The 18764-nt window shown below is 66.1% G+C and carries 32 protein-coding genes; 1 reads left to right on the forward strand and 31 read right to left on the reverse strand.

Features of this window, described 5'->3' with window-relative positions; translation table 11 throughout:
* Nucleotides 1-36: 36 nt before the first annotated feature.
* The 11 genes from E1263_RS12020 to infA form a co-directional block, all read right to left on the reverse strand.
* A complete protein-coding gene (locus E1263_RS12020) occupies nt 37-813 on the reverse strand; it encodes a hypothetical protein (protein WP_132167329.1) in 777 nt (258 codons plus the stop codon).
* Nucleotides 806-1327, reverse strand: coding sequence for a SigE family RNA polymerase sigma factor (locus tag E1263_RS12025; RefSeq protein WP_238161197.1), 522 nt, complete (start codon nt 1325-1327; stop codon nt 806-808). The genes E1263_RS12020 and E1263_RS12025 overlap by 8 nt, the downstream gene beginning before the upstream one ends.
* Nucleotides 1328-1344: 17 nt before the next feature.
* The gene (locus E1263_RS12030; RefSeq protein WP_202868843.1) at nt 1345-1956 is read right to left on the reverse strand and encodes a class I SAM-dependent methyltransferase; all 612 of its coding nucleotides are present in this window, start codon (nt 1954-1956) and stop codon (nt 1345-1347) included.
* The gene (gene truA / locus E1263_RS12035; RefSeq protein ID WP_132167332.1) at nt 1949-2761 is read right to left on the reverse strand and encodes a tRNA pseudouridine(38-40) synthase TruA; all 813 of its coding nucleotides are present in this window, start codon (nt 2759-2761) and stop codon (nt 1949-1951) included. The genes E1263_RS12030 and truA overlap by 8 nt, the downstream gene beginning before the upstream one ends.
* 67 nt (nt 2762-2828) lie before the next feature.
* Nucleotides 2829-3512, reverse strand: a complete 684-nt coding sequence (rplQ, locus tag E1263_RS44445; protein ID WP_132167333.1) for a 50S ribosomal protein L17, sunset domain variant — start codon at nt 3510-3512, stop codon at nt 2829-2831.
* An 81-nt stretch (nt 3513-3593) separates the two neighbouring features.
* Nucleotides 3594-4619 (reverse strand): DNA-directed RNA polymerase subunit alpha, encoded by a 1026-nt coding sequence (locus E1263_RS12045; RefSeq protein ID WP_132167334.1) that lies wholly within the window; start codon nt 4617-4619, stop codon nt 3594-3596.
* Nucleotides 4620-4720: 101 nt separating this feature from the next.
* Nucleotides 4721-5329 carry a 30S ribosomal protein S4 gene (gene rpsD, locus E1263_RS12050; protein WP_132167335.1) on the reverse strand — a complete coding sequence of 203 codons (609 nt, stop codon included), beginning with the start codon at nt 5327-5329 and terminating at the stop codon, nt 4721-4723.
* Nucleotides 5330-5353: 24 nt separating this feature from the next.
* A complete protein-coding gene (gene rpsK / locus E1263_RS12055; RefSeq protein ID WP_012923659.1) occupies nt 5354-5761 on the reverse strand; it encodes a 30S ribosomal protein S11 in 408 nt (135 codons plus the stop codon).
* 38 nt (nt 5762-5799) lie between these two features.
* Nucleotides 5800-6171: a 30S ribosomal protein S13 gene (gene rpsM, locus E1263_RS12060; protein ID WP_132167336.1), complete on the reverse strand. Its 372-nt coding sequence runs from the start codon at nt 6169-6171 to the stop codon at nt 5800-5802.
* Between the two features lie 187 nt (nt 6172-6358).
* Nucleotides 6359-6472 (reverse strand): 50S ribosomal protein L36, encoded by a 114-nt coding sequence (gene rpmJ / locus E1263_RS12065; RefSeq protein WP_008361054.1) that lies wholly within the window; start codon nt 6470-6472, stop codon nt 6359-6361.
* 35 nt (nt 6473-6507) lie between these two features.
* A complete protein-coding gene (infA, locus tag E1263_RS12070) occupies nt 6508-6729 on the reverse strand; it encodes a translation initiation factor IF-1 (protein WP_012923661.1) in 222 nt (73 codons plus the stop codon).
* A gap of 180 nt (nt 6730-6909) precedes the next feature.
* Here infA and E1263_RS12075 point away from each other — a divergent pair, with 180 nt between their 5' ends.
* Nucleotides 6910-7764, forward strand: coding sequence for an NAD(P)-dependent oxidoreductase (locus E1263_RS12075; protein WP_132167337.1), 855 nt, complete (start codon nt 6910-6912; stop codon nt 7762-7764).
* Here E1263_RS12075 and E1263_RS12080 read toward each other — a convergent pair.
* From E1263_RS12080 to rplV, 20 genes are all read right to left on the reverse strand, one after another.
* Nucleotides 7748-8527 carry a hypothetical protein gene (locus tag E1263_RS12080; RefSeq protein ID WP_238161198.1) on the reverse strand — a complete coding sequence of 260 codons (780 nt, stop codon included), beginning with the start codon at nt 8525-8527 and terminating at the stop codon, nt 7748-7750. The two genes, E1263_RS12075 and E1263_RS12080, sit on opposite strands and share 17 nt — an antisense overlap.
* Nucleotides 8524-8973, reverse strand: a complete 450-nt coding sequence (locus E1263_RS12085) for a DUF1707 SHOCT-like domain-containing protein (protein ID WP_132167338.1) — start codon at nt 8971-8973, stop codon at nt 8524-8526. Before E1263_RS12085 ends, E1263_RS12080 begins: the two co-directional genes overlap by 4 nt.
* Before the next feature lie 92 nt (nt 8974-9065).
* Nucleotides 9066-9890, reverse strand: coding sequence for a type I methionyl aminopeptidase (map, locus tag E1263_RS12090; protein WP_132167339.1), 825 nt, complete (start codon nt 9888-9890; stop codon nt 9066-9068).
* A 30-nt stretch (nt 9891-9920) separates the two neighbouring features.
* Complete coding sequence (locus E1263_RS12095; protein WP_202868844.1) at nt 9921-10493, reverse strand: adenylate kinase; 573 nt, start codon at nt 10491-10493, stop codon at nt 9921-9923.
* Nucleotides 10493-11794 (reverse strand): preprotein translocase subunit SecY, encoded by a 1302-nt coding sequence (gene secY, locus E1263_RS12100; RefSeq protein WP_132167388.1) that lies wholly within the window; start codon nt 11792-11794, stop codon nt 10493-10495. Before secY ends, E1263_RS12095 begins: the two co-directional genes overlap by 1 nt.
* Before the next feature lie 135 nt (nt 11795-11929).
* A complete protein-coding gene (gene rplO, locus E1263_RS12105; RefSeq protein WP_132167340.1) occupies nt 11930-12370 on the reverse strand; it encodes a 50S ribosomal protein L15 in 441 nt (146 codons plus the stop codon).
* Between the two features lies 1 nt (nt 12371).
* Nucleotides 12372-12554 (reverse strand): 50S ribosomal protein L30, encoded by a 183-nt coding sequence (rpmD, locus tag E1263_RS12110; protein WP_132167341.1) that lies wholly within the window; start codon nt 12552-12554, stop codon nt 12372-12374.
* Nucleotides 12554-13153 (reverse strand): 30S ribosomal protein S5, encoded by a 600-nt coding sequence (gene rpsE / locus E1263_RS12115; protein WP_132167342.1) that lies wholly within the window; start codon nt 13151-13153, stop codon nt 12554-12556. The genes rpmD and rpsE overlap by 1 nt, the downstream gene beginning before the upstream one ends.
* Before the next feature lie 31 nt (nt 13154-13184).
* Nucleotides 13185-13568, reverse strand: a complete 384-nt coding sequence (rplR, locus tag E1263_RS12120) for a 50S ribosomal protein L18 (protein ID WP_132167343.1) — start codon at nt 13566-13568, stop codon at nt 13185-13187.
* 2 nt (nt 13569-13570) lie between these two features.
* Nucleotides 13571-14113: a 50S ribosomal protein L6 gene (rplF, locus tag E1263_RS12125; protein WP_132167344.1), complete on the reverse strand. Its 543-nt coding sequence runs from the start codon at nt 14111-14113 to the stop codon at nt 13571-13573.
* A 27-nt stretch (nt 14114-14140) separates the two neighbouring features.
* Nucleotides 14141-14548, reverse strand: coding sequence for a 30S ribosomal protein S8 (gene rpsH, locus E1263_RS12130; RefSeq protein WP_132167345.1), 408 nt, complete (start codon nt 14546-14548; stop codon nt 14141-14143).
* A gap of 91 nt (nt 14549-14639) precedes the next feature.
* On the reverse strand, nt 14640-14825 hold the full coding sequence (locus tag E1263_RS12135; RefSeq protein WP_132167346.1) for a type Z 30S ribosomal protein S14: 186 nt from the start codon (nt 14823-14825) through the stop codon (nt 14640-14642).
* 1 nt (nt 14826) lies between these two features.
* The gene (gene rplE, locus E1263_RS12140) at nt 14827-15396 is read right to left on the reverse strand and encodes a 50S ribosomal protein L5 (protein WP_132167347.1); all 570 of its coding nucleotides are present in this window, start codon (nt 15394-15396) and stop codon (nt 14827-14829) included.
* A complete protein-coding gene (gene rplX, locus E1263_RS12145) occupies nt 15396-15785 on the reverse strand; it encodes a 50S ribosomal protein L24 (RefSeq protein WP_132167348.1) in 390 nt (129 codons plus the stop codon). Before rplX ends, rplE begins: the two co-directional genes overlap by 1 nt.
* 1 nt (nt 15786) lies before the next feature.
* Nucleotides 15787-16155 (reverse strand): 50S ribosomal protein L14, encoded by a 369-nt coding sequence (rplN, locus tag E1263_RS12150; RefSeq protein ID WP_020388099.1) that lies wholly within the window; start codon nt 16153-16155, stop codon nt 15787-15789.
* Between the two features lie 121 nt (nt 16156-16276).
* The gene (rpsQ, locus tag E1263_RS12155) at nt 16277-16573 is read right to left on the reverse strand and encodes a 30S ribosomal protein S17 (RefSeq protein ID WP_132167349.1); all 297 of its coding nucleotides are present in this window, start codon (nt 16571-16573) and stop codon (nt 16277-16279) included.
* Nucleotides 16570-16860, reverse strand: a complete 291-nt coding sequence (gene rpmC, locus E1263_RS12160; RefSeq protein WP_132167350.1) for a 50S ribosomal protein L29 — start codon at nt 16858-16860, stop codon at nt 16570-16572. The genes rpsQ and rpmC overlap by 4 nt, the downstream gene beginning before the upstream one ends.
* Nucleotides 16860-17279 carry a 50S ribosomal protein L16 gene (rplP, locus tag E1263_RS12165; RefSeq protein WP_132167351.1) on the reverse strand — a complete coding sequence of 140 codons (420 nt, stop codon included), beginning with the start codon at nt 17277-17279 and terminating at the stop codon, nt 16860-16862. Before rplP ends, rpmC begins: the two co-directional genes overlap by 1 nt.
* 3 nt (nt 17280-17282) lie before the next feature.
* Nucleotides 17283-18146 carry a 30S ribosomal protein S3 gene (gene rpsC / locus E1263_RS12170; RefSeq protein ID WP_132167352.1) on the reverse strand — a complete coding sequence of 288 codons (864 nt, stop codon included), beginning with the start codon at nt 18144-18146 and terminating at the stop codon, nt 17283-17285.
* A gap of 1 nt (nt 18147) precedes the next feature.
* Entirely contained in the window at nt 18148-18750 is a 603-nt protein-coding gene (gene rplV, locus E1263_RS12175) for a 50S ribosomal protein L22 (RefSeq protein ID WP_132167353.1), read from the reverse strand.
* Nucleotides 18751-18764 lie beyond the last annotated feature (14 nt).

The raw sequence follows: 18764 nt of genomic DNA on the forward strand, positions 1-18764 counted from the left end.
ACCGGCGTACCCGTCAGCAGGCGAACGGATATCCCGTTACCAGCCCTTCAGAGCATCCAGGTACGTGCTGCCGGTCGGCCGGACCGGTCCGGTCATGAACAGCTTCAGGGGTGCCGCAAAGAGGCCGTAGGTGTGCGATCCGGTGAAGAAGCCCGGGCTGTTGCAGCCCGTGTACTCCACCCAGATCTCCCGGATGCCATCGGCCGTGGTGAACCGCAGCACGATCGCCTCGCTCGGCTGAGCCGTCTGCGGTGCGCACTTGAACACCGGTAGCTGGGAGTTCATCTCCGGCAGCACCTTGATCGCATCCACCACCTGCTGCGCAATCGCCGGGCTGAACTTCTGCTGGCCGAGCAGTGCGCCGGCCTTGAGGTCGTAGCGACAAGCCTCGAGCCCGGTCACCGGCGTACCGACGTCCAGCCCGGTCCCAGCCGGTACGGCGTTCGTCGCTGGTGCCTTGAGAATCGGATGCACGGCTGGGCATCCCGCCGCTCCAAACGACGGCTGACTGGGAACAGCCTCCATGGTTCGCTGCGGACCGCTCACGCCGGTCGCGCCGGTGTCCGCTTGCCCGGCGGAAGAGTTCTCGGGGCCGGACCCAGTCAGACCGGACATCACGCTCCAGCTGCCACCGATCGCCACGACGACCAGCACGACAGCGGCACTCGACATGACCGCCTGCCTGCGCCGCCGAACCCGAAGCCGCGCAACCGTGGCCAGCCGACCGCTCTGCGACTCCGTCGTCTCTGCCTGGCCCCGGAACGCTGAGGTGAACTTGGGGCCGAGCTCCTGCTCAGGGTCATACTCAGGCATCCTCGGCTCCTCCCTTGCTCAGCGTGGTCTTCAATGCAGCCAGTGCGCGGTGCACATGCGATCTGGCCGTCGCCTCCGCGCAGTGCAGCAGTACGCCGATCTCTGCGTACGAAAGCTCTTCGTAGAAGCGCAGCACGACCGCTGCGCGCTGTTTGTCCGGCAGTGACGCGCACAACGCCCACACTGCCTCGGACTCCGCCCTGGCCGCCGCACCATCAGGTGCGGACGGCGCACTGCGAACGGGATCCTCCACCGGTGCCTCACGGCGGCGGAAACGGCGCCACCACGAGATGTGCGCGTTCACCACCATCCGCTTCACGTAGGCCTCTGGGTCGTCTGCCTTGCTGACCCGGGCCCAGCGGGCACAGGCGGTCGTCAAGGCGTCCTGGACGGCATCCTCGGCCAGCGAGCGGTCCCCGGTGAGCACATAGGCGAACCGCATCAGTGCGTCAGCCTTCTGCCCGACCCACTGCTCGAACTCGATCGACTCCGATCGCGCCTCTGCTGCCGCCAAGGCTGCCTCCATACCCCTCAGGACGGCGCCGGACCCGCGTTCGTTGCACGCAGTACCCGGAACCCCTTGGCGCTGCCGACCCGCTCGCAGGGATAGCCCTGCTCGGTCATCCAGCGCTGCAGCGAGTCGCCGCCGAGGTTCTTGCCGACCACGAACCATGCCACGCCGTCGGGCGCAAGGCGAGCAAGCCAACGCAACAACATCTTGTGCAGCTCCGGCTTGCCGATGTGGATCGCCGGGTTCGACCAGATCTGGTCGAACAGCAGATCCGCCGGTACGTCGTCCGGCTGCGCAGTGTGCACGCGGTCCGCGACACCGGCCGTCTTCGCGTTCTCGGCGGTCAGCTCCAGCGCCCGGTTGTTCACATCGACCGCCCACACCACAGCACTCGACTCAACCGCCAGTGCGCAGGCAATCGGCCCGTAGCCCGTCCCCAGGTCGAGGAACGTCCCCGACCCGGTCGGCGCAGGCACCTCGCGCAGCAGGATCGCCGTACCGATGTCCAGACGGTCCCGGGAGAACACACCGCTCGCCGTGGTGAACGAGTACTCCCGCCCCCAGATCCGGCCCGTGACAGTACGGCGTACGTCGGCGGAACTCGGCTCCGCCGCGAAGTAGTGGTCAGCCACGCTGGTGTACCTCTCCCCTGACCTGTCGGGACTCCAGTGCCCGAGCAGCCAGCTCGTTGTCCGCCGGATAGCGCACTTCTTCCAGTGTGAGCCCATGAGCAGGCACCACTACAACCGCCGGGTTCCGCACCCCCGCCGAGAGCACTGTGATCGGCCAGTCGATCTCTTGGCGTCCGTCACCGACCGGGATCACTGACCCCACCAGTGCCCGCACCATCGAGTGGCAGAAGGCATCCGCGATCACGGTCCCCTCCAGCAGCCCAGGAGCCGTGCGCTGCCACGAGAAATCCAGCAACGCTCGCACCGTGCTGGCACCTTCGCGCTTCTTGCAGAACGCAGCGAAGTCGTGCTCGCCCAACAGCCGTTTCGCCGCAGCGTTCATCCGCTCCACATCCAGCGGACGGCCGACCCGCAACACATGCCCGCGGGTCAACGGATCCCAGCTCGACTGCTCATCACACAAGCGGTACACATAGCGGCGGGCGATCGCCGCGAACCGCGCGTCAAAGCCCTCTGGCGCCACCCTGACGGCCTTGATGATCACATCCGCAGGCAGGACGCCGTTCAGCCCTCTCAAGAGCCTGCGCGGCTCCACAGCGGCTTCCAAGTCGAAGTGGATCACCTGGCCACGGGCATGCACGCCGGTATCCGTCCGCCCGGCACATGTCACCGCCAGCCGCTCCGGAAGGCGCAGTACGGTCTGCAACGCATCCTCGAGCAGCCCCTGCACGGTCCGGACATCATCCTGGCGGGCCCAGCCGTGAAAAGCCGTCCCGTCGTAACTGAGGTCTATCCGCCAACGCACACGGCAATCTAACGCAAACAGCGCCCCGCACCGGAAAGGTGCGGGGCGCTGCGCAGTGCTGAGGAGATCAGTCCTCGGCCTTGGCACCGGCCTTGGTGAAGCCAGCGGCCTCGGCGTCCTCGGCGGTCTTGAACCAGACCTCGGCGACCGTCTGGTCGTACCACGGCGAGTCGGTGCCGTGGTACTTCATCGAGTCTTCGTTGCCCTTGACGGTGAAGCCCTCGGGCGCCGAGCCGTCGGCCAGCGGTGCGGCCGAGTTGTCGAACTTGCCGGCGACGACGTCCTGGACTGATTCGTCCTGGACGTCAGCGACCGGAGCAGCCTCGACGGCCTCGGCCTTCGGCTCCGCCTTCGTGGCCGCAGCCTTCTTGGTGGCCTTCTGCGGCGCTGCGGACAGCGCCTCGACCAGCTCGATCTTCACCATCGGAGCGTTGTCACCCTTGCGGGGGCCGAGCTTGATGATGCGGGTGTAACCACCCGGACGGTCCGCGTACCGCTCGCCGATCTCGGTGAAGAGCACGTGCACGACGCTCTTGTCCCGGATCCGCTTCATCACCTGGCGACGGGAGTTCAGGTCACCACGCTTGGCCTTGGTGATCAGCGACTCAGCCAGCGGCTGCAGGCGCTTCGCCTTGGTGTAGGTGGTGGTGATGGCGCCGTGCTCGAACAGCGACGTCGCGAGGTTGCTGAGGATCAGCTTCTCGTGCGCCGGGCTGCCGCCCAGCCGGGCACCCTTGGTGGGGGTAGGCATCTCTTACTCCAGAAGGATCTCAGGCCGGATGATGGCCCGGGGTGGGTGTCAGTGATCGGGGCGGTGGGGCGGGGAAGGTATTCAGTACTGCTCGGTCTCGGCGAAGCTCTCGTCGTCGTCCTCGGACTCCGTGCCGTAGGCCTCGGCGGCCGCACGCAGATCGAAGCCGGGAGGCGAGTCCTTCAGCGACAGGCCCATCTCGGCGAGCTTCAGCTTGACCTCGTCGATCGACTTGGAGCCGAAGTTCCGGATGTCCAGCAGGTCCTGCTCGCTGCGCGAGATCAGTTCACCCACGGTGTGGATGCCCTCACGCTTGAGGCAGTTGTACGACCGGACGGTGAGCTGCAGGTCCTCGACCGGCAGCGCCAGGTCGGCGGCCATCTGCTCGTCGACCGGCGACGGGCCGATGTCGATGCCCTCGGCCTCGACGTTCAGCTCGCGGGCCAGGCCGAACAGCTCGACCAGCGTCTTACCGGCCGACGCGACGGCGTCGCGGGGCAGCATCGACGGCTTGGTCTCGACGTCGACGACGAGACGGTCGAAGTCGGTGCGCTGCTCGACACGGGTCGCCTCGACCTTGTAGGTGACCTTGAGGACCGGGGAGTAGATCGAGTCGACCGGCATCCGGCCGATCTCGGCGTCCGCGGACTTGTTCTGGATCGCGGACACGTAACCGCGCCCACGCTCCACGACCAGCTCCATCTCGAGCCGGCCCTTCTCGTTCAGGGTGGCGATCTTCAGATCCGGGTTGTGCACCTCGACACCGGCCGGCGGCGCGATGTCCGCTGCGGTGACGTCACCGGGGCCCTGCTTGCGCAGGTACATGGTGACGGGCTCGTCGTGCTCGGAGGAGACGACCAGGTCCTTCAGGTTCAGGATCAGCTGGGTGGCGTCTTCCTTCACCCCGGCAACGGTCGAGAACTCGTGCAGAACGCCGTCGACCTTGATGCTGGTGATGGCTGCACCGGGGATCGAGGACAGCAGGGTGCGGCGGATCGAGTTACCGAGCGTGTAGCCGAAACCCGGCTCCAACGGCTCGATGACGAACCGCGAACGGTGCTCGTCGACGACCTCTTCGGTCAGGGTGGGACGCTGTGCGATAAGCAACTTCGTGTTCCTTCACTGTTCGCGACGACCACTATTTGAGGCCGCGAGGACTGAAGACGACCGATCCGGCCGGCGCTGAGAGGCCACCGGCCGGAACCGGATCAGTTCTTCGAGTAGAGCTCGACGATCAGGTGCTCGGAGACCTGGGTGTCGATCTGCTGCCGGGTCGGCAGCTGGTGGACGAGGATGCGCAGACGCTCCGGCATCACCTCGAGCCAGGCCGGGACAACACGCTCGGCGTGCGTCTCCCGGGCGATGATGAACGGGGTCGTCTCGACCGACTTGCCCTTGACATCGATGATGTCGTAAGCAGCCACCCGGTACGACGGGATGTTCACCTTGATGCCGTTCACGGTGAAGTGACCGTGCGTCACGAGCTGACGGGCCTGCCGACGCGTCCGGGCCAGGCCCGAGCGGTAGACCACGTTGTCGAGACGGGACTCGAGGATGACCAGCAGGTTGTCACCGGTCTTGCCGGCGCGCCGCGAGGCCTCTTCGTAGTAACGGCGGAACTGCTTCTCCAGAACGCCGTACGAGAAGCGGGCCTTCTGCTTCTCGCGCAGCTGGAGGAGGTACTCGCTCTCCTTCGGACGGCCGCGGCCGTGCATACCCGGCGGGTACGGACGACGCTCGAACGCCTTGTCGCCACCGACGAGGTCAACCCCGAGACGGCGCGACTTCTTGGTCATGGGACCGGTGTAACGGGCCATTTTCGCTGCCTACCTTTCTCTGGGTCAGACCCGGCGCCGCTTGGGAGGGCGGCAGCCGTTGTGTGCGGTCGGGGTGACGTCCTGGATGGTGCCGACCTCGAGGCCGACGGCACCCAGCGAACGGATCGCGGTCTCACGGCCGGAGCCGGGACCCTTCACGAACACGTCGATCTTGCGCATGCCGTGCTCCATCGCGCGGCGCCCAGCGGCCTCGGCGGCCATCTGCGCGGCGAACGGGGTGGACTTGCGCGAACCCTTGAAGCCGACGGTGCCCGCGGAAGCCCACGAGATGACCGCGCCGGTCGGGTCGGTGATCGTCACGATCGTGTTGTTGAACGTGCTCTTGATGTGCGCGTGGCCGGCGGCCACGTTCTTCTTCTCCTTGCGGCGCACCTTCTTCGCGCCGGCCGCAGTGCGGCTCTTGGGAGGCATAAGTCAGATACTCCTGGAAAGATCGAGGGTCATCCGGGTCACTTCTTCTTCTTGCCGGCGATTGCCTTCTTGCGACCCTTGCGGGTGCGGGCATTCGTCTTGGTGCGCTGACCGCGCACCGGCAGACCGCTGCGGTGCCGGCGGCCCTGGTACGACCCGATCTCGATCTTGCGGCGGATGTCCGCGGTCACCTCACGGCGGAGGTCACCTTCGATCTGGTAGTTGCCTTCGATCCAGGCGCGAAGCTTGACCAGCTCCTCGTCGCCCAGCTCGTGAACGCGCTTGTCACCGGAGATCCCGGTGGCTTCGAGCGTCTTGAGGGCGCGGGTGCGGCCTACTCCGAAAATGTAGGTGAGTGCGACCTCGATGCGCTTGTCGCGCGGCAGGTCGACTCCTACGAGGCGTGCCATCTGGCGATGTTCCCTTCGTCGGCAGAGGTGTGGTGGCGCGCCGCGTCCTTGCCCGCCTCGGTGACGTTCGTGCTCACCGGCAAGGCCCCGGCCTCTGTTCCGGGGGAAACGTCCAGCGTGAAACTACTGCTGGACGAGCGTGCGCGCTGTGGTGCGAAAGTGCCGTGCCCTGCTGAGAAAGAGCTGGTCAGCCCTGCCGCTGCTTGTGCCGCGGGTTCTCGCAGATCACCATGACCCGGCCGTGACGGCGGATCACCTTGCACTTGTCGCAGATCTTCTTGACGCTCGGATTGACCTTCATCGAGCTTCTTTCTTCGACAGGTGTTGGTGGTCGTGTTACTTGTACCGATAGACGATGCGACCCCGGGTGAGGTCGTACGGCGACAGCTCCACGACGACCCGGTCCTCGGGGAGAATCCGGATGTAGTGCTGCCTCATCTTGCCGCTGATGTGCGCGAGCACTTTGTGCCCATTGGACAGCTCAACACGGAACATCGCGTTCGGCAGGGCCTCGACGATGGTGCCCTCGAGTTCGATAACTCCCTCTTTTTTGGGCATGTCCTCGCACTTCTGTAGACGTGACTGACTATGGCTCGAAAAGAGCCAACAACCGAGTGTACGTCAGTACCACACCCGAAACCCAATCGGCCCCCACCGACCCTCCTTACCGGTCGGGTAGTACCCAACTAATTAGTGGGTACTTGTCCGCTCCGAAGCACTGCCCGCAGGCTGGCAGCCATGAAGACACCAGTCACCGTCCTCGGCCTGGGAGCGATGGGAACCGCCCTCGCCCAGGCCTTTCTGGCCGCCGGCCACCCGACCACCGTCTGGAACCGCACCCCCGGCCGCTCCCCCGAACTCACCGATGCCGTCCGCGCGAGCACTGTGGCCGAGGCGGTCGCCGCCAGCCCCCTCGTGATCGTCTGTCTGCTCGTCGACACGACTGTTCACGACGCCCTCGAAGGCGTTGACCTCACTGGCAAGGTGATCGCCAACCTCACCAACAGCACTCCGGACCAGGCCCGTGCGCTCGAAGCCACGCTGGCGGGAGCCACCTACCTGGACGGCGGGATCATGGCGGTCCCGGCGATGATCGGCGGTCCGCACGCGTTCATCCTGTACAGCGGAGACTCCGCCGCGTTCGAACGCCATCAGGCCGATCTCGCCGTACTGGCTCGCCCCCTGTACGTCGGTGCTGACGCCGGCCTGGCCGCTTTGTACGACATCGCGTTGCTGAGCGCGATGTACGGGATGTTCGGTGGTGCCGAGCACGCCCTGGCCCTGATGCACAGCGCGAAGATCCCGGCCGTCGAGTTCACCGAGCAATTGCTCGTCCCCTGGCTGACCGCGATGCTCGGCTCGCTCCCTCGCATCGCAGCGGACCTCGACAATCCGTCGCAGGCTGCGGCAGCCGGATCGAACCTGGCCATGCAGGCCGCGGCCTTCCACAACCTCATCGACACAGCGGTCGCCCAGGGCGTCGACCCCAGCCTGCTCACACCGATGGGCGAGCTGCTGCAGAAGGCGGTTGCCACTGGTCATGGCGACGAGGACATGGCCGCCACGATCCGGTTGCTCAAGACGAACGTGTAGCCGCCCACTGCTCACCCTCGCGCCATAGCTGCTCGGGCATCAGGTCCAGCAGATCGCAGGCCGCATCGAGATGCGCGAGCGCCGTGGTCGTGTCCCGGTACGCCGGGAAGATCGCCACGAACCGGCGTCCCTCGCAACTGAACCCGAACGGGGCAACGCCGTTGAGCACCTCGACCGCATTGGCGTGCAGCAGCGCCTGCGCGTGGTCCTCCCGGCCGTTGAAGAGGTCGTAGCGGACAGGCAGCCCGGCAACGTCCAATCGCAGCGGCAGCAGGCTGGCGGCCGCGACCGCCCCGAGCCCGGCCGGCAGTACCTGCAGCGGCGGCAGCGGGCGGTCGATCTGGAGATCGAGGAAGTCGAAGCCAAGGTTCCGGCGCCGGACGCGGTGCCGGAACTCACCGGTGACGAACTCACGACCGCGGTGCCGCCCGGAGGTCACCTCGGCGACCTCGGCCGCCGGATCCAGGTCGAACGGCGGGAACGGCCAGCGCTCTAGCACCTCGGGACCGGCCGCCGAGATCCGCCAGCCCAGCTCGCGGGCAGCGCGCGCCCACGCCTTCTGCAGCTTGCCGTCGGCCATCCGCATCGCCAGCGTGAACGCGAGCAGCACTGCGAACCAGGCAAGCATGAACCAGCCCACCCAGCGCGGCTCCACCAGCAGCCCGACGATCACCAGCGGTACGGCGACCGCGAACCAGATCACGTAGACGAGAACGGATCCCTGCCGCAGTTGCCAGGCCAGTGCTGGCCGGAGCCGGGTCAACGGCGCTTTCCGAGACTGCCGAGGGCGATGAAGGCCCATGGGATCAGCAGCCACACCGGCCAGAAGTTCGGCCAGTTCCCGCCGTGGGCGACCCCGATCACGAACCAGATCACGACGTTGATCAGGACAACACCGGTGAACCCACCACCCAGCGCCAGCAGTCCGCCCTTGCCACGCGGCTGCACTTCCTTCGACGGGAACTCCCCCGGTGCAGGCGCCGGCTTCTGATCCTGAACAGCAGCGGGCGTCTCGTAGGTCCGCACAGCCGGCAGGTCGCGCACCAGCGGCTCCAGCTCGCCGTACGTCTGCACGGTGTAGAGCTGGTCGAGGCGCGACGAGAACTCAAGCTGATCCAGCCGACCGTCGGCGAAGGCGTCCCGCAAGCGACCGGCGATCTTTTCGCGGTCGGTTTCGGTGAATCGCTGGTGCGGCTGGTACTGGGACATGCCTCAAGTGTGCCTCAGCGCACGGGCCGCCGCGTCCCCCGATGGACGGACCCCGCCCATCGTCGTACCGGTTGACAGCTCAGTCGGCCGGGTCAGTCAGCCAGCGCGCCGCAGGTGACGCCGAGCTCGGCCAGCTTGGCCGCACCGCCGTCCAGCGACGTCAGCACCCACGGCCCTTGCGGAGTGAGCGTGAAGGTGTGCTCGGTGTGAGCGGCCGCGAGACCGTCGTCGGTCACCACGGTCCAGTCGTCGTCGAGCGTGTGGTTGTCCTGCTTGCCCAGCGTCAGCATCGGCTCGACCGCGAGGGCCAGACCTTCGACCAGCTTCGGGCCGCGCCCGGCCTTGCCGAAGTTCGGTACGTTCGGCGGCTGGTGCATCGCCGAACCGATCCCGTGCCCGACAAAGTCCTCGACAATCCCGTACGACGAGTTGGCGCGCACGTGGGCCTCGACGGCTGCCGAGATGTCGGTCAACCGGCCGCCGAGCTTGGCGGCCGCGAAGCCGCGCCACATCGACTCCTCGCAGATCCGGGCCAGCTCGAGCAGGTCGTCGCCGACCGCGCCGACCGGCACCGTGATCGCGGCATCGCCGTGCCACCCGTTCACGATCGCACCACAGTCGATCGAGATCAGGTCGCCTTCGACGAGTACCCGCTCGCCGGGGATGCCGTGCACGACCTCGTCGTTCACCGACGCACAGATCGAGCCGGTGAAGCCGTGGTACCCCTTGAACGACGGGGTGGCACCGGAGGACCGGATGTTGTCCTCGGCGATCGCATCGAGCTCACCGGTACTGATCCCGGGCTTGACCGCCTCCCGGAGCAGCTCCAGCGTGCGGCCGACCACCAGGCCGGCCGCACGCATGGCCAGGATTTGCTCGCGGGTCTTGATCTCGATCCCGCGGTCCCTAAAAATCACTGCAGATCATTTCCGCTTCTGTTGCTCGTGTTACTCGGTGATCGACTTCAGCGCGGCGATGACGCGCTCGCTGACCTCGTCGATCTCGCCGACGCCGTCCACCTCGACCAGCAACCCGCGCTGGCCGTACACGGCCAGCAGCGGCTTGGTCTCGGCGACGTACACGTCCTGACGGTGCCGGATGACCTCTTCCGAGTCATCTGTGCGGCCGTCGGTGTGGGCGCGCTTGGACATCCGGTCCACCAGTACGTCGATGTCGGCGACCAGCGCCACCACCGCGTCCAGCTTGTGGCCGTGTGCGGCCAGGATGTCGTCCAGCGTGCCCACCTGGGCGAGGGTGCGCGGGTACCCGTCGAGCAGGAACCCGTCACCGGCGTCGGCCTCCGACAACCGGTCCCGCACCATCGCGTTGGTGACCTCGTCGGGGACATAGTCCCCGGCGTCCATGAAGCGCTTGGCCTCGAGCCCGAGCGGCGTCTCGTCCTTCACGTTCGCTCGGAAGATGTCGCCGGTGGACACGGCCGGGATATTCAGGCGTTCCGCAAGCACCTTTGCCTGCGTGCCCTTGCCCGCCCCGGGCGGACCCATCAGCAACAGTCTCATCAGCGCAAGAACCCTTCGTAGTTACGTTGCTGCAGCTGAGACTCGATCTGCTTCACCGTGTCCAGGCCCACGCCGACCATGATCAGGATCGACGTACCACCGAAGGGGAAGTTCTGGTTCGCACCGGCCAGGACCAGGGCGATCAGCGGAATCAGCGACAGCACGGCCAGGTAGATGGCACCCGGCAGAGTGATGCGGTTCAGCACGTACGCCAAGTATTCCTCGGTCGGCCGGCCGGCCCGGATACCCGGGATGAAGCCGCCGTACTTCTTCATGTTGTCCGCGACTTCCTTCGGGTTGAAGGTGATCGAGACGTAGAAGTAGGTGAAGAACAGGATCAAGGCGACGTACGTAGCCATGTAAATGGGGTGGTCGCCCTTGACCAGGTTCCCTTGGATCCATTGCGCCCAGGGTTTGTCGGCCTGGAACTGGCTGACAAGAACTGGGAGATACAGCAGGCTGGAGGCGAAGATGACCGGGATGACGCCGGCCTGGTTCACCTTCAGCGGGATGTAGGTGGAGGTCCCACCGAACATCTTGCGACCGACCATCCGCTTGGCGTACTGCACCGGGATCCGGCGCTGTGCCTGCTCGATGAAGATGACCGCGGCCATGATCACCAGGCCGACGGCGATCACGATGACGAAGGTCGCGATGCCCTTCTGCTTGCGGATGCTCCACAGGTTCGTGGGGAAGGTCGCGACGATCTGGGTGAAGATCAGGATCGACATGCCGTTACCGACACCACGGTCGGTGATCAGCTCGCCGAGCCACATGATGACGCCGGTGCCTGCGGTCATGGTGAGCACCATGATCGAGACGTGGAACCAGTCGTCCTTGTACAGGAGCGGCTCGACGCAGCCCTGGAACAGCCGGCCCGGGGTCCGGGCCAGTGCCACGAACGCGGTCGACTGCAGGATCGCCAGACCGACGGTCAGGAATCGGGTGTACTGGGTGATCTTCGACTGGCCCGCCTGGCCTTCCTTCTTCAGCGACTCCAGCCGCGGGATGACCACGGTGAGCAGCTGCAGAATGATGCTGGCGGTGATGTACGGCATGATGCCGAGGGCGAAAATCGCGAGCTGAAGCAGCGCGCCGCCGGAGAACAGGTTGATCAAGTTGTAGAGATTGGCGTTCGCGCCGGTCTCAGATCCCTTGATACACGTGTGCAGCGACTGGACGTTCACGCCGGGGGCCGGCACGACGGAGCCGATCCGGAAGATCACGACGATGAAGAGCACGAACAAGATCTTCCGGCGCAGGTCCGGAGTCTTGAACGCGTTGGCAAAGGCGCCTAACACCCTGTCCTCCCACATGTTTCCTCTGCCCCGGGCAGGGCAGGGGTCTGGCATAGCAGCCGGGCAAGAGACGAACCAGGGCCCGTCCGACCGGTGCAGAGTATCAAGCACCGGGCGTTACGGGCCCTGGACCGCATGTCACACCTTGGTGGTAGTTCCTCCGGCGGCCTGGATCTTGTCCAGAGCCGACTTCGAGAACTTGTGCGCCGAGATCTGCAGAGCGACGGTCAGTTCGCCGTCACCCAGTACCTTCACCGGCTGACCACGACGGACCGCACCCTTGGCCACGAGTTCGGCAATGCCGATCTCGCCACCTTCGGGGAACAGTTGTCCGAGCTTGTCCAGGTTAACGACCTGGAACTCCACTCGGTTCCTGCTCGTGAAGCCCTTCAGCTTCGGAAGCCGCATGTGCTGCGGCATCTGGCCACCCTCGAAGTACTCGGGGATGTTGTTACGGGCCTTGCTGCCCTTGGTACCGCGACCGGCCGTCTTACCCTTGCTGCCCTCACCGCGACCCTTACGGATCTTGGTGGACTTGGCACCGGGCGCCGGACGCAGGTGATGAACCTTCAGCGCCATGTCAGTCGACCTCCTCGACGGTGATGAGGTGGCGAACCGCGCGAACCATGCCACGCACCTCGGGACGATCCTCGTGGACGGCGCTGTCGCCGATCCGCTTGACGCCCAGGGTCCGCAGCGTGTCGCGCTGGTTCTGCTTGCCACCGATGCCGGAACGGGTCTGAGTCACCTTCAAGCGTGCCATCAGGATGCGACCTCCGCCCGCGCCTTCAGCAGTGCCGCCGGAGCGACGTGCTCGACCGGCATACCACGGCGTGCGGCCACGGCCTCCGGCGTCTCCAGACCCTGCAGCGCAGCCACCGTGGCGTGAACCACGTTGATCGCGTTGGAGGATCCCAGCGACTTGCTGAGGATGTCGTGGATCCCGGCGCACTCCAGTACGGCGCGCACCGAGCCACCCGCGATCACACCGGTACCGGGAGCGGCCGGACGCAGCATGACAACGCCTGCTGCCTTCTCGCCCTGGACCGGGTGCGGGATGGTGCCCTGGATCCGCGGCACCTTGAAGAACGACTTCTTGGCCTCCTCGACACCCTTGGCGATCGCCGCGGGCACCTCCTTGGCCTTGCCGTAACCCACACCGACGGTGCCTTCGCCGTCGCCGACGACCACGAGGGCGGTGAAGCTGAAGCGACGACCACCCTTCACGACCTTGGCGACACGGTTGATGGCTACCACGCGCTCGATGTAGGCGGTCTTGTCAGCTGCCGCACCACGACCTCCGTCGCGGCCGCGGCGCTCACCACCGGCGCCGCCTCCGCGACGCTGCTGGCCTCCGCTCATTTCGAACTACCTTCTTCCATTTTCGTCGCCATCAGAAGCCAAGCCCGTTCTCACGGGCGGCGTCTGCCAGTGCCGCGATGCGGCCGTGGTACTTGTTGCCGGCCCGGTCGAAGACGACCGAGTCGATACCCGCGGCCTTGGCACGGTCGGCGATCAGGCTGCCGACAGTCTTGGCCTTGTCCGTCTTGTTGTCCGACGCACCGCGCAGGTCGGCCTCCATGGTGGAGGCGGACACCAGCGTCTTGCCGGCCACGTCGTCGATGACCTGAGCGAACAGGTGCTTCGCCGACTTGCTGACCACCAGGCGCGGCCGCTCGGCCGTACCGTTGATCTTCTTCCGCACGCGGATCTGGCGGCGCAGACGCGACGCCGTCTTCTTGGCGGAGTGCTTGTTGTGACGCAGTCCGATCGCCATGGTTACTTACCAGCCTTTCCGACCTTGCGGCGGACCTGCTCGCCGGCGTACCGCACACCCTTGCCCTTGTACGGCTCGGGCTTGCGCAGCTTGCGGATGTTGGCAGCGACCTCGCCGACCGACTGCTTGTCGATGCCGACGACCGAGAACTTGGTCGGGGCTTCGACGTTGAACGTGATCCCCTCGGGGGCATCCACGGTGATCGTGTGGCTGTACCCGAGCGAGAACTCCAGCTGGGTCGGTCCCTTGGACAGGACGCGGTACCCGACGCCGACGATCTCGAGCTTCTTCTCGTAGCCGTCCGTCACGCCGGTCACCAGGTTGGCGATCAGGGTGCGGGACAGGCCGTGCAGTTCCTTGCTCTTACGCTGCTCGTCCGGACGCGAAACGGCGATCGTGCCGTCCTCGTCGCGAGCGACCGCGATGGGCTCCGCAACAACGTGCGAGAGCTGACCCTTGGGGCCCTTCACGGTGACCGTCTGGCCGTCGATCGTGACGTCGACGCCGGACGGGACCGTGATCGGGAGCTTACCGATGCGAGACATGAGAGTGGTCCTCCTTCCGGTTCTTCGTCACCAGACGTAGGCGAGGACTTCCCCGCCAACGCCCTTGTGCTTGGCCTGACGGTCGGTCAGCAGTCCCTGGGACGTCGAGATGATCGCGACACCCAGGCCACCGAGGACCTTCGGCAGGTTGGTCGACTTCGCGTAGACCCGCAGGCCCGGCTTCGAGATCCGCCGAACGCCCGCAAGGGAGCGCTCCCGGGTCGGGCCGAACTTGAGGTCGACGATCAGGGTCTTGCCGACAGCGCCCTCTTTGGGCTCCTCGACCTTGTAGGAGGAGATGTAACCCTCCTGCTGGAGGATGTCGGCGATGCCCTGCTTGATCTTGCTGTACGGCATCGAGGTCGACTCGTGGTACGCCTGGTTGGCGTTGCGCAGACGCGTCAGCATGTCTGCGATCGGGTCGGTCATTGTCATGGCCTGGGGCCTCTTTCCCGCCGTGGTTTCGCCGTCCGGCGACCTACGGTGACTAGATGATGAAGGGAGAAACGTTCCGGGGTGGAGACGGTCACCAGCTGGACTTGGTCACACCAGGCAGCTCGCCCCGGTGCGCCATCTCCCGCAGGCAGATCCGGCAGAGGCCGAACTTGCGGAAGACCGCCTTCGGCCGGCCGCAGCGCTGGCAGCGGGTGTAACCGCGCACCGCGAACTTCGGCGTCCGGGCCTGCTTGACCTTCAGTGCTGTCTTCGCCACGTCAGTTCTCCTTGAACGGGAAGCCGAGTGCCCGCAGCAGGGCCCGGCCCTCGTCGTCGTTCTTGGCGGTGGTCACCACGGTGATGTCCATGCCGCGGACCCGGTCGATGCGGTCCTGGTTGATCTCGTGGAACATCACCTGCTCGGTCAGACCGAAGGTGTAGTTCCCGGTGCCGTCGAACTGCTTCGGCGACAGACCGCGGAAGTCGCGGATCCGGGGCAAGGCCAGCGAGAGCAGCCGGTCCAGGAACTCCCACATCCGGTCGCCACGCAGCGTGACGTGCGTGCCGATCGGCATACCCTCGCGCAGCTTGAACTGGGCGATGGACTTGCGGGCCTTGGTCACCTGCGGCTTCTGGCCGGTGATCGCGGTCAGGTCCTTGACGGCACCGTCGATCAGCTTGGAGTCACGGGCCGCCTCGCCGACGCCCATGTTCACCACGATCTTGGTGAGGCCGGGAACCTGCATCACGTTGGCGTAGCTGAACTCCTCGTTCAGCTGGCCGACGATCTCCTCGCGGTACTTGGTCTTCAACCGGGGCACAACCCGCTCGGTCACTGTCTCGGTCATCAGATCTCCTCGCCCGTACGCCGCGAGATCCGCACGCTCCGGAAACCGGCGTACGTCGAACCGTCCGGGCGACGCTTCTGCACCTCGACGCGGTTGTAACCGACGCGGGTGGTCACCTTCTGCTTCTTGCCGTCCTTCTCGATCTCGACGAGAAGCATCACGTTGGAGACGTGGATCGGGGCTTCCTGGGTGACGATGCCACCCGTGGTGCCGCCGCGCTGGGCCTGCTGCACCTTGGTGTGCTTCTTGACCCGGTTCACGCCCTCGACGATGACCTTCTCGGCATCCGGCAGGACCTGAATGATCTTGCCTTCGAGACCCTTGGACTTACCGGCGATCACGCGGACCTGATCGCCCTTCTTCACGTGCAATTTGCGCTGTGCAGCCATCTCAGAGCACCTCCGGAGCGAGCGAGATGATCTTCATGAACTTCTTCTCGCGCAGCTCCCGGCCGACCGGCCCGAAGATGCGGGTACCGCGGGGCTCACCGTCGGCCTTGAGGATCACCGCGGCGTTCTCGTCGAACCGGATGTAGGAGCCGTCCGGACGCCGGCGCTCCTTCACGGTGCGAACGATGACTGCCTTGACGACGTCGCCCTTCTTGACGCCGCCGCCCGGGATCGCGTCCTTGACGGTGGCGACGATCGTGTCACCGACACCGGCGTAGCGCCGACCGGAGCCACCGAGAACCCGGATGCAAAGAATTTCCTTTGCTCCCGTGTTGTCGGCGACCTTCAGTCGCGACTCCTGCTGGATCATCTGTTGATCTCCTGGTTGTCTCGCTGGTTCTCATTCACATGAGCCTTGCGGAACGAATAATTTCGATTGGTTGCCGGGCCCGGTACCGCGGTGCTGGGCACCGCGGGACCGGCCGGAACGCTTACTTGGCCTTCTCGAGGATCTCGACGATGCGCCAGCGCTTGGTCGCCGACAGCGGCCTGGTCTCCATCAGGAGGACCCGGTCGCCGATACCGGCGGCATTCTGCTCGTCATGCGCCTTGAGCTTCACCGTACGGCGCAGGACCTTGCCGTAGAGCTTGTGCTTGACCCGGTCCTCGACCTCAACGGTGACGGTCTTGTCCATCTTGTCGCTCAGCACCAGACCCTCACGGGTCTTACGCGCGCCACGCGCCTCGGGGGTCGTGCTCACGGTCTCGTCCTTCACGTTCTCGGTCATGCCTTCGCCTCGGCCTTCTCGCTGGTTTCCGCAGTCTCAGTCTCTTCGACCTCAGCTGCGGGAACCGGAGCGTCGACCTCTTCGGTGATACCGAGCGCACGCTCGGTCAGCACCGTGTAGATGCGGGCGATGTCCTTACGGACGGCACGCAGCCGGCCGTGCGACTCCAGCTGTCCCGTGGCAGCCTGGAACCGGAGGTTGAACAGCTCCTCCTTGGCTTCACCGAGCTTGCTCAGCAGCTCGTCCCGGCCCAGGTTCCGCAGCTCGGCGGCGGTCAGGATAGCCATCAGTTCTCACCTGCCTCTCGGGTGATGAAGCGGCACTTCATCGGCAACTTGTGAATCGCGCGGCGCATGGCCTCGCGGGCGGTGCCTTCGTCAACACCGGAGAGCTCGAACATCACTCGACCGGTCTTGACATTCGCGATCCACCACTCCGGCGAACCCTTACCGGAACCCATCCGGGTCTCGGCCGGCTTCTTGGTCAGCGGGCGGTCCGGGTAGATGTTGATCCAGACCTTTCCGCCACGCTTGATGTGCCGGGTCATCGCAATACGCGCCGACTCGATCTGCCGGTTGGTGACGTAGTGGCTTTCCAGCGCCTGGATGCCGAACTCACCGAATGCCAGCGTGGTGCCGCCCTTGGCAGCGCCGGAGCGCCCCGGGTGGTGCTGCTTGCGGTGCTTGACTTTACGGGGGATGAGCATTGTTCAGCTCTCCGTTCCGGTCGTCTCGGCGGGCTTGTCGGCAGCCGGGGCGGCAGGCGCCTCGGCGGCCGGGGCCGCGTTCCGTGCGTTGTCGCGGCCACCGCCGCTGTTGTTGCGGCCACCACGGTCGCCGCCACGGCCGCCACCGCGGTCGTCACGACCGCCACGGTCGTCACGACGAGCGGGCCGACGCTGCTGGGTGGCAGCGCGGGCCGCAGCCTGCGCCTCGCGCTCGGCCCGGGAGCCGGCGACGTCACCCTTGTAGATCCAGACCTTCACGCCGATCCGGCCGAAGGTCGTGCGGGCCTCGTAGAAGCCGTAGTCGATGTCGGCGCGCAGCGTGTGCAGCGGCACCCGACCCTCGCGGTAGAACTCCGACCGCGACATTTCGGCCCCACCAAGACGACCGGAGCACTGGATCCGGATGCCCAGGGCGCCGCCACGCATGGTGGTCTGCATCGCCTTGCGCATCGCGCGGCGGAACGCCACGCGGCCGGACAGCTGCTCGGCCACACCCTGGGCGACCAACTGCGCGTCGACCTCGGCGTTCTTCACCTCGAGGATGTTCAGCTGCACCTGCTTGCCGGTGAGCTCCTCCAGGCTGCCCCGGATCCGGTCCGCCTCGGCGCCGCGGCGACCGATGACGATGCCCGGACGGGCAGTGTGGATGTCGACCCGGACCCGGTCACGGGTGCGCTCGATCTCCACACGGGAGATACCGGCGCGCTCCATGCCCTTGCCCAGCAGCTTGCGGATCTTGACGTCCTCGCCGACGTAGTCCTTGTACAGCTTCTCGGCGTACCAACGGCTCTTGTGATCAGTGCTGATGCCGAGACGGAACCCGTGCGGGTTAACCTTCTGTCCCACGTCAGGACTCCTTCTTCTCAGCGGTGGCCTTCTTGGCTGCCGCCTTTTTGGCGGTGGCCTTCTTGGCCGGCTTGTCAGCTGCGTCCGACTTGTCGGCTGCAGCCTTCTTCGCCGTCTTCTTGGCCGGGGCCTTCTTGGCAGTCTCTGCCTTGGCCTCGTCCGCCTTCTTGGCGGTCTTCTTGGCCGGCGCCTTCGCGGCGGGCTCCTCGAAGTCACGCGGCTGCACCACAACAGTAATGTGGCTGGTCCGCTTGTGGATCGGGGTGGCCCGACCCTGGGCGCGGGGGCGGTGACGCTTCAGCGTCGGTCCCTCGTCGACCAGGATCTTCGAGACGATCAGCTCGTCCCGGCTCAGGTGCTCGGTGCCCTCGGCGTTCGCCGCGGCGCTGTCCACGACCTTGTACACGGTCGCGGCAGCGGCCTGCGGGGCGAACTTCAGAGTGGCGAGTGCGTCGTCGACGCCCACACCGCGCACCAGATCGGCCACGCGACGCGCCTTCATCGGCGTCACGCGGACGAAGCGCGCGACCGCGAAGGCCCCGGGCTGCTCGCCCAACAGGCTCTCGCGACGGGCACTTACGGCCCTACGCTCTTGAACGCTCATGATGTTCGAATCTC

The sequence above is a fragment of the Kribbella antibiotica genome (assembly GCF_004349055.1).
Classification (GTDB): Bacteria; Actinomycetota; Actinomycetes; order Propionibacteriales; family Kribbellaceae; genus Kribbella; species Kribbella antibiotica.